Origin of the sequence: Bacteroides finegoldii DSM 17565 (assembly GCF_000156195.1) — a bacterium.
Classification (GTDB): Bacteria; Bacteroidota; Bacteroidia; order Bacteroidales; family Bacteroidaceae; genus Bacteroides; species Bacteroides finegoldii.
This window is the reverse complement of sequence record NZ_GG688326.1, coordinates 39,528-52,619: the sequence shown is the minus strand read 5'-3', so window position 1 is coordinate 52,619 and position 13,092 is coordinate 39,528. Positions and strand designations below refer to the sequence as shown.

Genomic DNA, 13,092 nt, shown 5'->3' with positions numbered 1-13,092 from the left:
TTCAGACGTTTTATGACTCTTTTTATTGTTGAGGCTGATAGCTTATGCTTGTTTGAAAGAAAGTCCCGAATTTCGGCTTTTTTTCGTCCTTCTGCAAGCATATCTCTATACTCATAGAACATAAAGATACATTATATCATCTGCGCTCACTCCGTTTCTGTTCATTGTAGCAAGTAGAAAGCGGCTTGATGCTAAAACCTCATATGCTTTCATCTGCTTTGGGAATATAAGGTAAGAAATCAAAGCCTTTAAACTCTTTACTGTTGATGGTATGAGTTACCTTTTGTTTATCAGAAAGACCTATAATTCGGGAAACTATATTGGGATTAAACGCACCAACAATAGCACCTTCTAATTGTTGTGTCCTGATGACATTCTCTATGCGTGTAATGACTACGGAAAAATCTTCATGACTACCTTTTTTAAAATCGTTCCAAAAGGACTTACTAACATCTAAATAAGCCATTAACCCGGTCAGAGAGTAAGGACGTTGTGTAGGGTTTTCTTCTTTTTCCTTTATTTCTCCTTTCGTTTTATTCTTGATTACTTTCCATGGAGTCCTGTCACAATAGGCAAAATACTCACAGGCTGCTTCCCACAACTGTTCAGGAGAAGCAAAACGCTTGCTTCTCCCATGCTTATTTCTCAACTTCCAAAATTGGTTTCCTTTAGGTGCAGACATAACTAATGTTCTTTTAATTGTTTGATTAAATCCGCTTCTTCCTGGTTCTTGACTACAACGGTCAATCCTGTAGAAACTTCTCCTGAATGCTCGGTGTTCTGTTTGTTCTTCCATCTATCAGGAGCAAGGTTTGTAAGAAGGAATATACCAGCTCCCACATTAGGCTCAACACGGACATTTTTTCTTACTTCCTTTTTCAACTTCTTTTTCTTGCCTTCCATATAGTATTCGGAAGAAACCTGTTCGTATTCATACCCAATGGCAGACCTTGCAAGGGAAGAAACAACATTGCGTTCTAACCCGTTTTTGAAATCTTCTTTCGCTTTTTTATAGCAGTTCCGAAAGTTTCATTTTCCATCCATCGGTAATAGGTACTCTTTCCGATTCCCATTACATTACAAAAATCAATAAGCTTTGTACCACCATAATCTATAAGCCCGTTCTCACATACCCAGTCAACACACTTTTGAATTATCTGTTCATTAAATTTTGCCATATCTTCAATAGTCTTTTATATTTAGTCATTAAATTACAAATCTCCTAGATGATCCAGAGCTTCGTCCGGTATTTCCATATTTATAGCCTCCTCCATAGAGATGGAATGTCCCAAATACTCTTCTAAAAGCATTTTTCTAGTTTGATTGGCCTGTTCGGTAATGCTCCGAATCTTTTCTTCTACATTTTCTTCCATGTCATTATAATTTTAAAAGTTTGCACTCGCATATATCATTCTCATTAGTCTTTATCTCTATGATAGCCAAATAACAGCCATATTGTGCTAGATAAACCGGTACATCCATCTCTAAATCTCGTAAATCGATACTGTTGAGACGGATATACTCGGTCACTACCTTTGCATCATTGATTAGTCCTTTGTACGTCTGGTAGTTATTTGCAATTAAGGTAGTCCATTCTAGCCCTTTGAATACTCCTTTTGTACCGTCAAGAAGCAATATTCGGGGATTTGTTTTATTGTATTGTAACTCCCCGTTTTCGTTGTAGGAATACATAGGGATATAAGCTACTCCATTCTTTGTATCGCAAGCGGAGAAAGGCAGTTTAATAGCATCACGTTCGTAATCTATCGTGGCATCATTGACCTGTATATTTCCATCGTAATCCCCTTTTACCTTATCATCTTCTTTATACCGGAATCTGTTATTTTGAGCTATATTGTCAAGAGTATATTTAAGGCTTCGTGGAGTTGCACTCCTATAAGCCATAATAACACGGTTAGTCCAATCTACAGCTTTAGATTTGTTTGCAGACAGATTATCGAAGGGAATAAACTTGATTCCATTTACGCCATCCGGTAAGGCAAACAGACCAACCATTGAGGCAATGGCCTTGATAAAGTCTATTTGTTTAACATCAGGAAGATTGGGAACTAAGGGAAGTTTCTCTCCAAAAAGAACTTCACCTCTAGCTGATAATGTAAGATTCAAATCGGTATATTGAGATGCCGTAGTAGTTGTATCATTCGTGTTTAACACAAAGAATAATGTATCTTCTTGTTTTAGTGATACTGTTGCATCAATGTTAAATCCTGCATTATATTGCTTATTGCCAATTTCCTGAAATGATGTCGGCTTTATAGAATGCACGAGAGATTCATTAACCCGTATTTCCAAATATACTTTATCGATATTACTTGGATTGTACGCCATTGTAAATGTTGTAAGAACAATCCCCTTTACTTTAGTATTTACTGAATCATGGGAAGATGAAAAACCTCTAGTTGTTAATGTTCTAAAAGGTGATACAGAAGATTGATATGTAAATTCCCTTATATTTCCGTACTTAAGTTGAGTACTATCTCCATTGAATTTGATATTAAGACCTATATTTCCGGATAATTGGGTACTTCCTCCTGTTAATTGTTCCCTGGATACTCCATCTCCTGTAAAATTGATTCTATATTTGTCATACAATTTTTGTGAATCATTCCTTGTCAAAAGAGGAATAATCATTCTGTTTATAACAGTAAGTTTTTCAGAAGGAAAATTAAACGTCACTCCGCTTTGCTCCTGAATCTTGTCTAAAATCCATTTCACAGTAACTACAGGATGATACCACACGTTCGGATCACCGGAATTGAATCCGTAATCAATAAGAGGAAACTGTACAGAATTGCTTCCTTTATTATTCCACACTACCCAATCTACTCCCTCTTCTGTTCCATATTCCAAATCCGTTAGCTTCTTACCATCGTTTACCACACCAGCGAAGTTAGTGACATTACCCCAAGTTAAAGCTATCTCTATAAATTCTCCGGTTTCAAGTAATACTACAATTGCATCTTTGATTATCTCAATACCATTTCGCAATAATGTACCTTTATGTTTTAGATAAGGATAACGGCTCGTTGAGCTCGGCATGTGAGAACACTCAATCAAAGCAAGATTTCTCGCTGTTTTCGGTAGCTTGATAGTATAGCTGCTATTACTTACGATCTTACTAATATCGGTTAGCAAATTACTTTTATAACTCAAAGTAATATCCGTTTTACCTAGATCAACCTTTGTATTATTGATGTATAATTCGTCTCTTATCATAATCATATTTTTATTTATGCCGGGTAGATCGTCCGAAGCAGACCTACCCGGTATTGGGTTATACAATCTTTGCCAACACTTTAATTAACTCTTTTGCTGATTCGTTAGTCAGACATACGGAGATGGTTCCATCCTCCGCAATATCGTCCGCCTCCAGATTACCGATCTCGAAAATTAGTTCATCGATATGTACGCCATCTTCTTTGGCATGATGAACGGAAAAATCGTATCCTGAAAAGTTATGTAATGACATCCCGTTTTCCGCTACTCCCCTCGTGCTAAGTTTTAGTAAGCGGATTGCCAAATTAACGGCTTCTTCCTTACTGATACTACATACCAAATTGTTATCTTCTGTCAAATCTGATTCAGGATCAATTTCTCCAAAAAGAAAAGTAATCTGTTCGGGTAACCTTTCCTTTCCCTTGTGCGTAATGGCGCACGGTGATGTCTTTTGTACACTGAAATTTAAACCGTCTTGGTTCTCGATCGAATAAACTTTTTTTCTCATAACGTTAAAAATTAAATTGGTTATTAAAATATTTGTTCTCTAATTTTTTTGCAACGATTAGACAAACACCTATCCGGTAATACTTTTCCTCGCTTGATGGACGTTTACTTGAATGGTTCTTTTTAAAATTAGCCTACGAAGGTTTTATAAACCCATTATCTAAATAATATCTCGCTTGCTCATATTTGGGGAATGTCAAAGCCCAATAACCAAAGGCATTGTTACCGGGATAGCTAACATAGTTAAACCGTTTATTTATCTTGCGTTTAAACACTTCATAAACGATTGCTCCTCCTGGGAATATACGTTTGTATAAGTAAACTTCAGTTTGGGGATTATATCCGATTTGGATAAATCGCTCTTTGTTCTTAATAAACTCTTTCTTTAATTCTTTAATTGCTTCCATAACTTTTAAATGTTGCTCTCGCTCATTTTAAGGTGAGCGAAAATGATAATCTATTCTTTTTGGTACTCTTGCTCATCTGACAGATGAAAGTGATTTTCGCTCGCTTTATTTTGGCTAAATATATTTTTTTGCTCGTTTATCTCTTCCATACCAAACTCTACTCTCGGATTCCGTCGGTCTATCCGTTTCTCCGCATGAATCTCAAAACATAGGCTGTCGTTTGTAATAGCCTCCACCATTTGCAAGCAATCAAGGATCGTTTTTAGAGCATTATCCAGGTCGAAGCGAATATTTCCATGCCAAACACGAATAAATAGCTTGAAACGACCGGAAATGCGCTTTCCTCGATACTTCTTGCATTGTAGGCAGAAGGATTTCTCATACTCCCTGATTCGGTCGTTTTTGATGATCCGTTTCTGGCCGTCTTTGCCCGGTACGGCTTGATAGTTATTTGCTTTCGCTATCACTTGCCCGTATATTATTTCTATTTCCATACTCAAACGTTATATGTTATTTGCCGGGAAACTCCTATCTCTTTGGCATAAGCCATTATTTCACCAATATTCATACCTTTCTGTGTATGCCGTTCTCGAAGAAGAACGTCCGCCACGTCCCAGTTATCCGGTAATCCTTCACATATCCGGCTAACTGTTACATCTATTCCGGCGCTGTGCAATATTTCGGCTTTTTCTTCCCATTTTGCCAACATTCCACTATCAGGATATAAAACTACTCTTTTGCCTGATAACGGCTTGAAAACGGCTGTTTCCGTCCATTTGCATCCGTTACAGCCTCCCGTTGCTATCCAAGTGATTTCGGGCATCAAAATAGAGCATATAAGGGCTGATTTCTCACTTTCAACAATTCCTATCCGGGATGAGGTTTTTATTAAATGGCAACCGAAGAATGTTTGCTGAAGATTAGCCTCATAGTTTTTGAGAAGCGTTTTCCCGGCAAACCAAATCTTATCCATCGGTCGAGTATCTGGAATATACTTTTGCGCCTTATCGCTCCACATCTCCGCCCGGTCTTGTTTTTTCATCCGTTTTCCCGTATTGGGATTATAAGCCATAACCTTTAGTTGGCATAATTTGCCTTTTTCGTTAATCTGTGGAAAGGTGGTAGATAATCCGTCATTGTTTCTCCAGTGACGAGATGTCCCGACATTATAGAGATCAAATACCCGGTTTGCCTCAACATCTCCGAACTCTTTAGACATAAACCGGAATAGATTGTTTCTGTCTCGGTGTGTATCTGTTGCCAACAACGAAGAAGGTAGATAAGATACGGGAATTGCTTTAGGTGGTTCCGGCTGTTTCCATGTGGTAAACTCATTTCGTTTATCGGCCGGGTGTGCCTTGAAATATTCCGAAGGTGTCAGATGATAGCCGCAACGTTCCCGGTTGCAACGTCCGCACGATTCATCAATAGGAACATTCCTTTCATCAACATAATAAGTAAATTCTCCTTTATGTCCGCATTGCGGGCAGGTGTGGCGGGTGCTCGTTCCTGCGTATTTTTGTAGGTGATATGTATGTTCACTCATAAATCAAAATCTTTATAAATTTATGGCACCGTATTAATAACCGTATTTTTACCGTCTACCGTCCTAACCGTATTCACCCCCTTCTATAGAAGGGGTGATGAGTACGGTAAAAAAGTACGGTACGGTAACGGTTATTAAAATGGTAGTGTATCATTAGCTTTTTCAATCTTTGGCAGGTAATAACAGCCTACCTGATTTTTGATAATATATCCATTCTCTACCGCTTTCGTAACATTCTTTTCTGCCGCTCTTTCTTTCACTCCAAGATGTAACATTAGTTTCTGTCTTAAATCCGAATAGGTTATAGTTGCCGGATATTGAGGCATGATGCTTGATAAAGTCTGTTGTAGTTTATCCGTTTTTGCTTCAATGGGTATGTATTCAGCTTCAACGGGAAGCCCTTCCAAAACCATAAATGCAAAGTCCATCGGTCGCATATCTCTAGTTTTAGCCCATTTGCACAACGTTACATCTCCTTTAGCCTCCGCAAAAATTGCTGTTTCGCACTTCCGCAAAGCTTCCGATCCAAGATGTCCCCGGGCCTTTTCACTTCCTACATTGGCGTGAATGACTGTCAGAACGTGGCAATCATATTCTTTTGTAAAAGCCATCAAATCATTAATTACAGACGTTGATTGCTCCGAACTGTTAGGGTCGGCTATTAGATCACTAACTCCATCAAGAACGACAAAATCAGGATGATATAGATTCATGCACGCATAAAAGATTTTATGTCTTATTGGCGGCTGATACTCTCTCAACATGTGAATAATGATATTATCTGAATTGATGTTAGTTGGAAGCCCTGCAATGCGGTGTAGTCTCCGCCCGATCTTCGCCACGTGCCCCGGTGCTTGCTCCGTATCAATCCAAAGTAACTTTCCAGATCCGTTCGGGTTGTCTAATCCCATACACCCGTTTTCATTCAGGAACGCCCCGGCAATACCGGAACATAGAAAACTCTTTCTTGCACCGGGTAAACCAATAACGAAAGAAAAATTCCCCCGGGTACATACAGGTAGGTTTCCTTTTGATACGAGCATTTGCGGATCGGGTATATTTTGTGATAAGTCCAGGCGGCTACATTGAATAGCATCCATTATATCGGATGGAATCTCAATCACAGGCTTTTCAAATTCGCTAACAATCTGTTTTATTGCTTCACTCATTGCCATTAACCTCCCAATCAATAGACATTTGCCGTTTATCCGGCTCTAACCAATATAGTTTTCTTCTATCGTCCAAACGAACGTCTTTAATATTCCAACCTTCTTTTCTAAGGTCAGATATGACTTTCCGGCTATCGTTTCCGCCAGTAAGGGTGTTTAAATCTTTACTAGTGTACTTGCCACTATCTAAGAATAGTTTGCGAATCTGTTGTTTGATTCGAGATGATTTGCTATCTTTGCTCCTGTTGTTGAGGAGATTGGCGGTCGTGGAGGCTGCCTTTTTCTTTTCTTCCATAGTCAGCCCCTTTCTTATTTAGTAGTATCTATGTAGTGATCCTCCATGAATTTTTCTAAGTCGGCACGTTTTACATAGATTTTTCGTCCGAACTGGCTGAAAGGGATTCTTCTTTCATCTCGATAGGTTTGCCAAGTTTTAGCCGATATTCCAAGTCTTTTTCTTACTTGGGTGGATTCTATCCATTGGCTATTAACTTCTTCTTCTGATTTCTTTTGAAGAAGGCTTTTTACTTCTCTTACTTCGTCCATCAATCCATTAAGAAAAGATTGTGGAACTACCGCCATTGATAGGGAAGCCGGTGCATTACTTTCATTTACCATTGCATCATATATTTACAGGTTAAAACTTAATTCTGATTGCTGTGATGCAAATGTAATATGGTGTAATTATTTGATTGATAATGTTTTGTAGAACTTAATCGTAGAAAGTGATACACCATAATGTTCTAAAAATGGAACATTATGGTGTACAAAAAGCCTATTAATATTCTATTATTAGAACATTAATAGGACTGTATTTATTATTTATGTTCTATTTAGTATGACATCTGGTAATTGGTATCTGATTTGATAACTAATTTATAGTTTGTACACTCATCAAATAACCTTTTCATGTATTGAATATTAGCGTATTTGTTTGTTTTGTTCCATCCGTTTTTTATTTCATCTTCAATAAAGCCCCAATGATCTAAACATTCATATGCATATCCTAGATGTTCATGTTTTTTTTTGCAACCATATTTTATAAAGACTAACAATGCAGAGTATTGTCTTTCATTGGTTCTTGGGGCGCCCTTTCTTTGTTTAGCTTTTATCCGATCTTTTAACTCGTTTATAGTCTCTTGAATTTGTTCGATGGTAATCTCTCTTTTTAAATAAGATCCTGATCTATAATATTCTATCATATCATCGTCGATGTCATCATAGCTATATCCACCCGCTATTTCTTCTGCACTTAGTCCAGCTTCTATCGCATATTCTCTCCAATAGTTATCTATAAAGTCATGCACATCTTCGGATAAATCGCATTCAAGTATTTCTCTTGCTTCATCGTAGGTCATAGGACTAGAATCTAAATCGGCATCTTTATATTCAGATTCTAATGCCATTTCTATTTTTTGCTTTAAAAAAGTGGGGAGTTTGCATCTTTTTTTTGCACTGCTGATGATTATTCCGTTTGTGTCTGTTTTACATACTAATAAGGCAGTAGCGATTTCTAGCTCTTTCTGAAGGTGAGCTAATACTTCTTTCCTTCTTGATTCGTTTAAAAATTCAACATTTGCATACCTTATTTGTGATAGTGCTTGATAGATATCTTTTGCATATTCTTCAAATGGGGATTTTAACAAAATACGTAAAAAGGATTCTTGATGCTGCTCATCTTCCTTTTCAATTTTTTCAAGCTCTTCAGGGGGGAGGGTAAAATTGATTTTTCTTTTCCCTCCAGTAACCAATAGGGTGTCTTTGGGAGGGTATATGAATCTTTTTCTCATGGCCGCTTCAAATGCAAGCTCTGCTATTTTTTTGTTCGTTTCATCTTCCATATCTATATCTTTTTATTTTTCAATTCTTTTAAGTATATCCCTTAATTTATCAGGAGCGATCTCCTGAAGTTGTTTTATTAATAATTCTTCATCAATATTGTTGGTGTCAAATACTTGTTTCATTGTTGCATCTTGACTTGTTGTATCAAATTTCGAAAGATATGTTTCTGTTATCTTTAAACTAGTATGTCCTAGAGCTTTGCTGATGTCATAAACGTTGGCTTTCTTCTGTCTCGCTATATTAGCAAATGAATGTCGGGCTATATGCATGGAAATCTTCTTTTCGATTCCCGCCAATGTTGCTAATTTTCCTAGATACTTGTTTAATAAACTGTTTTTACTGTTGGTATGTTGAAGCAACATCTTCTTTAATTCATAGGGGAGTTGCTCTTTTTCTTCCCAGGTGGCAGCTTTTGCGTATGGCGCTTTATTATCAAGCAGAGGAAAAATATACTTCGATGTTCGGCTATTCAAGTCTACGTATTTCGTAATAATAGCCATTGATTCAGGAAGTAGAAGTATTTCTTTTAATGTTCCAGTTTTGTCCATGCGATAGCTTATCCGCCATCTTCCATTTTCGTATATTATATTATTCTCCCTTAATTGTATTAAATCCCCAGCTCTCATCCCAGCGCAGTAAAAAGCTAATAGAAAACAATTTCTAGTATGCCATATTAAACTGCCTTCTTCTAACTGTAAGGCTTTTAAAGATTCTATTTCTTCAATAGTTAATTTTTCCTTGTTTGTATCAATGGTTTCGCATTCGAAATCATCAAAAGGATTGTTTTTAAGAGATAGACCTTTCTCTCTTAATTCTATTCTTCCTTTATTGTAAAGGCTTTTAAAATTATCGAATTGTTTACTAATAGTATTTGGGTGTAAGGTTAGAGAAGAATTTTTAGAGTTGGGAACTTTCTTTAGATATGCTTTAAACTTGTTTAAGAAAGATAGGTTTATTTCGTTAAAAAGTAAATCCTTCTTTAATCTCTTCAAATATTCTTCTAGTTCTTTCCCGTTGCGTGGGATTAAAGGTATTGCGGTTGGGGTGATCCCGTTTATGAAAAACTTTAATTTATTGAGAAGAGTTATGTATTTGGTGTATGTTCGGTATTCTCCGGCTTCATAGGTACGTTGTGCATATTCTTCTGCATAGCTAATAAAGGAAAAAGAATTTGCTTCTGCATTCATTCCTGATATGATTTTTCCTGATGTAACCGCTCCTTCGATTGCAAGCTCCTGATAGGTTTCTTTGGCTTTCTCTATAGTTTTGGATAGTATCATGTTCCAAGCTTTAGAATTTGGTTCTGAAGGTCTGATCCAATTATCACCTTTGGGGGTAGGATTCCAATCGGATTTTCTGTTAACTTCTATACTGGTCTTTAGCTTTTTCCTGATTCCGTTTACTGTCACCCGTAAAAAGACGGAATATTTTCCATTTCTTGACGGCTTATCATTTAACTCAAATCTATAAGTTGCCATAATCTTATTTTTTATCTATGGCAAATATAATGATATCTAATTTTACGGGCAAATTTACGGGCAAATATTTGTTACTCTATTACATTTTATTACCTTTGCATTGTTTTTTAGATTTCTTATTATATTGTATTATAGATAATTATAGATGTGTTTTGATATGTTTGAATATAACTATATTAGTCCCGCTTCAAGTACGAGTATTCTTTTTTTTTGAAAGGCTTTATGAATATAGATTCATGAAGCCTCATTTGTTTTTATGAGTGTACTATGTACGGCTAACACCGGAAAGTACGATGGTGAAGAAGTTGTTCAACTTTATTTGAGAGATGAATATGCTTCAGTAGTGCAACCGTTGAAGCAATTGAAACATTTTGCACGCCTCTTTTTGAAGTGTGGAGAAGAACAGGAAGTGAAGTTTATTTTGTCCGAAGAGGATTTTGCACTTGTCGATCGGAATTTGAAAAGGGTGGTAGAACCGGGAACTTTCCAAGTAATGATCGGTGCTGCTTCTGATGACATCAGATTGCAGACGAAAGTGGAGATAAAATAGGAGATACTCTCTATTCATCTATGAAACAAAAATATCAAATTTAGATCTCACAGTGATTTGCACCTGTTTTATTGTCAAATTGTCAATATAATATCTAAACGGATGAATATCAGGTAGCTACTGTCTGACAATAGCCACTGAAAACAGGCTGACAATAAAAGATATCAACTTTTATTGTCAGCCTTGCTTTTGTATCTTATAATATCTTTACTACCTGATAGACAGTACCTTTATAAGTATGTTTCGAGGTAATTCCGCACTTTTGAAGCATTCTCCCGAAATGATATACTTTGTTGTCGGACAATGAAATACCGCTTTTCTTCTTCAAGTAATTCAGTATTTCTACCGGAGTAAAGAATTCACCTTCCTCTCCCGCTTGTGGAGCCCTAAAGTATTGATAAAACAGTTGGAGCATAGCCGGTGTTTGCTCAAACTCCCGGTTGTTCTCGGTCATAATCTGCTCGTCTTCACTATTAAACCAGTAACGCTCACCATGAGAAATTTCGTGCATGGCTTGCGCGTAAAGCTGCTCATAATCTATCGGCTGTGTAGTGTCGATGTTTCCTGTCACTTCAATACAGATGAAGCGACGGCTCCCCGAAGGGTCGGTCAACAGATCCTTCTGATTGCTTGTACCGATAAATGAAGCATACCGTTGTAACTCAAGCACCGAGCGGCCATGTGGTTTTCGAAGGTTGACCACCGGTTTTTGGAGAATATGTTTCAGAAACCCCTGTTGGGTCAGCGTAATCTGATCGAACTCATCAATGTTGATGAGCGCAAAACGATTCAGATACAGTTCCGCATCCCGTTTCTGGCTGAAATCAATACTGTCCGTATAGTAAGCCCGGAGTGCAGGCGGAATCATTTCACGGCAAAAAGTAGATTTATGAGTTCCTTGTGCTCCCACTAATATAGGCGATGTACTATTGGCATACATTTTATTTACTCCTCTCCAATGCGAAACCATATTCAAGAACCAGCGATGAAAAAGTAATTCCCAATGCGGATTATTGCAGGGAACCCTGTTGGCTAACGCATGGATACGGTCTTTCCCATCCCAATGTGGCAGGTGAAACAGAAACTCCTCTAGCGGATTATAGATAGGCACACGGTTGGAGTGCAAGTAACGGTCTATGTCCCTGTCCCATACTCCGATTCCTTCAGATTGGGCGTCCAGCATAATGCTGTTTTGTGCCCGTTTGTCGATGGGATGGAAATAGAACCGGAACGAGAAACGCTCCCGGTATTCCACCTCTCCGATCTGCGTATTGTAACGGAACTCATAACGGCGGTTCATAAATTCATCCATTTGCAGGCTAAGGCGTTGCTCTTTGGTCAGACAGTTGCTTTTCGGCACTCCCTTACATTCCTTATATACGTTTCTTATCATTTCACGTACCAGCATTGGATTCTTTCTTTTGTTGTAACGGATGATGGTGCGTCTGGTTGCCTCCTCTTCCGGAATGCCTGAGTAGTAGCAGTTCTCGGCAAGCGGGACTATTAATATTTGCAAATCATGATCGTTTCGATGCCAGTCCGTTTCCATTTCTTCGAATGTTTTCCGCAATGTCGCTTCATAAAGCAATGCTACCGTATCTTCCGTGTCATACCCCGGCAGTGCTCGATTCAGCGGAGATGCTTCAGTGCTCGATTTCTCATGATAAGTCATCTCGCCGGGCATACCGATGGGCTGTGAAAGATAGAAAGGTACGGGAGCGGGACGATAAATCAAGTCCGGATCATAGCTAAGACGTGAGAATTGTTCCAGTTTCGGCTCTTTTAATAGAATGTTGAAGGGAAGTTGAGGCTGATAACATTTAATGGCAAGCCGGTAAGCATGTGCCTGAAAAACTTCGGCTTCTTCCGTTGTTTGCGGTAAAGTGCCGTCCGGACGGGTGAAGCAACTCCATATCTTGACGCTTTTACCACTTGCTCCCATAAAAGCCAGCATTGTTTGGGGAAGTTCGGCAGCCTTTTGCTTCACGATTTCCACTTCTGTCTTTCCGGCTAGCGGACCGATGGTCAGTTTTACAATGCCATTGTAGGTTTTCATTCGCTTCACTCCGTTCACTCGCCCGAAGGCTGCTGCGGGAATCACTCGTGGTAGTTTGCTGGCGAAGGAACAAGGCTCATCGGGTAGAACAAAATGCAGGGCCTGACGTAATCCGGTTACCGGGCGGAGCTTGGTTTCTTTTTTCATTTTTTCTATCAGCAGGTCGATGTCTGTTACGCTTAGTGCCTCCGTATCTCCGTTTTCCCTGATCTGTGTAATCTTCATTTTTCTTCTCTTGATATTTAATGAGAGTAAGTGTTTGTTATTGGTTTCAAAGGTACGGATAAGGTATCTGTAAAG

General features: G+C 38.2%; 15 protein-coding genes and 1 pseudogene. 1 reads left to right on the top strand and 15 read right to left on the bottom strand.

Annotated elements, in window-relative coordinates; translation table 11 throughout:
* Window positions 1-199 precede the first annotated feature (199 nt).
* From BACFIN_RS07350 to BACFIN_RS07405, 14 genes are all read right to left on the bottom strand, one after another.
* On the bottom strand, window positions 200-682 hold the full coding sequence (locus BACFIN_RS07350; RefSeq protein ID WP_007754913.1) for a DNA-packaging protein: 483 nt from the start codon (window positions 680-682) through the stop codon (window positions 200-202).
* A gap of 2 nt (window positions 683-684) precedes the next feature.
* Window positions 685-903, bottom strand: a complete 219-nt coding sequence (locus BACFIN_RS07355) for a hypothetical protein (RefSeq protein WP_007754912.1) — start codon at window positions 901-903, stop codon at window positions 685-687.
* 74 nt (window positions 904-977) lie between these two features.
* Entirely contained in the window at window positions 978-1,178 is a 201-nt protein-coding gene (locus BACFIN_RS07360; protein ID WP_007754910.1) for a protein kinase family protein, read from the bottom strand.
* A 33-nt stretch (window positions 1,179-1,211) separates the two neighbouring features.
* Window positions 1,212-1,373 (bottom strand): hypothetical protein, encoded by a 162-nt coding sequence (locus tag BACFIN_RS22685; protein ID WP_007754900.1) that lies wholly within the window; start codon window positions 1,371-1,373, stop codon window positions 1,212-1,214.
* A 4-nt stretch (window positions 1,374-1,377) separates the two neighbouring features.
* On the bottom strand, window positions 1,378-3,237 hold the full coding sequence (locus BACFIN_RS07365) for a hypothetical protein (protein ID WP_149923803.1): 1,860 nt from the start codon (window positions 3,235-3,237) through the stop codon (window positions 1,378-1,380).
* Window positions 3,238-3,295: 58 nt separating this feature from the next.
* Window positions 3,296-3,745: a hypothetical protein gene (locus tag BACFIN_RS07370; protein ID WP_007754887.1), complete on the bottom strand. Its 450-nt coding sequence runs from the start codon at window positions 3,743-3,745 to the stop codon at window positions 3,296-3,298.
* A gap of 133 nt (window positions 3,746-3,878) precedes the next feature.
* The gene (locus tag BACFIN_RS07375) at window positions 3,879-4,151 is read right to left on the bottom strand and encodes a hypothetical protein (protein WP_007754884.1); all 273 of its coding nucleotides are present in this window, start codon (window positions 4,149-4,151) and stop codon (window positions 3,879-3,881) included.
* 50 nt (window positions 4,152-4,201) lie between these two features.
* Entirely contained in the window at window positions 4,202-4,645 is a 444-nt protein-coding gene (locus tag BACFIN_RS07380) for a RusA family crossover junction endodeoxyribonuclease (RefSeq protein ID WP_007754879.1), read from the bottom strand.
* A gap of 2 nt (window positions 4,646-4,647) precedes the next feature.
* Window positions 4,648-5,697 carry a DUF6371 domain-containing protein gene (locus BACFIN_RS0219965; protein WP_032839722.1) on the bottom strand — a complete coding sequence of 350 codons (1,050 nt, stop codon included), beginning with the start codon at window positions 5,695-5,697 and terminating at the stop codon, window positions 4,648-4,650.
* 134 nt (window positions 5,698-5,831) lie between these two features.
* Window positions 5,832-6,866 carry an AAA family ATPase gene (locus tag BACFIN_RS07385; protein ID WP_032839743.1) on the bottom strand — a complete coding sequence of 345 codons (1,035 nt, stop codon included), beginning with the start codon at window positions 6,864-6,866 and terminating at the stop codon, window positions 5,832-5,834.
* Entirely contained in the window at window positions 6,859-7,161 is a 303-nt protein-coding gene (locus BACFIN_RS07390) for a hypothetical protein (RefSeq protein WP_007754874.1), read from the bottom strand. The genes BACFIN_RS07385 and BACFIN_RS07390 overlap by 8 nt, the downstream gene beginning before the upstream one ends.
* A gap of 14 nt (window positions 7,162-7,175) precedes the next feature.
* Window positions 7,176-7,484 carry a helix-turn-helix domain-containing protein gene (locus BACFIN_RS07395; protein ID WP_007754873.1) on the bottom strand — a complete coding sequence of 103 codons (309 nt, stop codon included), beginning with the start codon at window positions 7,482-7,484 and terminating at the stop codon, window positions 7,176-7,178.
* Window positions 7,485-7,699: 215 nt separating this feature from the next.
* Window positions 7,700-8,707 (bottom strand): hypothetical protein, encoded by a 1,008-nt coding sequence (locus tag BACFIN_RS07400; RefSeq protein ID WP_007754872.1) that lies wholly within the window; start codon window positions 8,705-8,707, stop codon window positions 7,700-7,702.
* A 12-nt stretch (window positions 8,708-8,719) separates the two neighbouring features.
* Window positions 8,720-10,186, bottom strand: a complete 1,467-nt coding sequence (locus tag BACFIN_RS07405) for a site-specific integrase (protein WP_007754868.1) — start codon at window positions 10,184-10,186, stop codon at window positions 8,720-8,722.
* Window positions 10,187-10,463: 277 nt separating this feature from the next.
* On the opposite strand from BACFIN_RS07405, the pseudogene BACFIN_RS07410 reads away from it, so the two are divergent.
* A pseudogene (locus tag BACFIN_RS07410) lies at window positions 10,464-10,736 on the top strand (fibronectin type III-like domain-contianing protein); the annotation flags it as partial.
* A 196-nt stretch (window positions 10,737-10,932) separates the two neighbouring features.
* Here the strand turns inward: BACFIN_RS07410 and BACFIN_RS07415 are convergent.
* A complete protein-coding gene (locus BACFIN_RS07415) occupies window positions 10,933-13,017 on the bottom strand; it encodes a BT4734/BF3469 family protein (protein WP_007754866.1) in 2,085 nt (694 codons plus the stop codon).
* Window positions 13,018-13,092 lie beyond the last annotated feature (75 nt).

Bases quoted from the DNA above. Each gene is read 5' to 3' on its own strand.
- BACFIN_RS07350 (WP_007754913.1), bottom strand. From the start codon at position 682: ATGTCTGCACCTAAAGGAAACCAATTTTGGAAGTTGAGAAATAAGCAT.
- BACFIN_RS07355 (WP_007754912.1), bottom strand. From the start codon at position 903: ATGGAAGGCAAGAAAAAGAAGTTGAAAAAGGAAGTAAGAAAAAATGTC.
- BACFIN_RS07360 (WP_007754910.1), bottom strand. From the start codon at position 1,178: ATGGCAAAATTTAATGAACAGATAATTCAAAAGTGTGTTGACTGGGTA.
- BACFIN_RS22685 (WP_007754900.1), bottom strand. From the start codon at position 1,373: ATGGAAGAAAATGTAGAAGAAAAGATTCGGAGCATTACCGAACAGGCC.
- BACFIN_RS07365 (WP_149923803.1), bottom strand. From the start codon at position 3,237: ATGATAAGAGACGAATTATACATCAATAATACAAAGGTTGATCTAGGT.
- BACFIN_RS07370 (WP_007754887.1), bottom strand. From the start codon at position 3,745: ATGAGAAAAAAAGTTTATTCGATCGAGAACCAAGACGGTTTAAATTTC.
- BACFIN_RS07375 (WP_007754884.1), bottom strand. From the start codon at position 4,151: ATGGAAGCAATTAAAGAATTAAAGAAAGAGTTTATTAAGAACAAAGAG.
- BACFIN_RS07380 (WP_007754879.1), bottom strand. From the start codon at position 4,645: ATGGAAATAGAAATAATATACGGGCAAGTGATAGCGAAAGCAAATAAC.
- BACFIN_RS0219965 (WP_032839722.1), bottom strand. From the start codon at position 5,697: ATGAGTGAACATACATATCACCTACAAAAATACGCAGGAACGAGCACC.
- BACFIN_RS07385 (WP_032839743.1), bottom strand. From the start codon at position 6,866: ATGAGTGAAGCAATAAAACAGATTGTTAGCGAATTTGAAAAGCCTGTG.
- BACFIN_RS07390 (WP_007754874.1), bottom strand. From the start codon at position 7,161: ATGGAAGAAAAGAAAAAGGCAGCCTCCACGACCGCCAATCTCCTCAAC.
- BACFIN_RS07395 (WP_007754873.1), bottom strand. From the start codon at position 7,484: ATGGTAAATGAAAGTAATGCACCGGCTTCCCTATCAATGGCGGTAGTT.
- BACFIN_RS07400 (WP_007754872.1), bottom strand. From the start codon at position 8,707: ATGGAAGATGAAACGAACAAAAAAATAGCAGAGCTTGCATTTGAAGCG.
- BACFIN_RS07405 (WP_007754868.1), bottom strand. From the start codon at position 10,186: ATGGCAACTTATAGATTTGAGTTAAATGATAAGCCGTCAAGAAATGGA.
- BACFIN_RS07415 (WP_007754866.1), bottom strand. From the start codon at position 13,017: ATGAAGATTACACAGATCAGGGAAAACGGAGATACGGAGGCACTAAGC.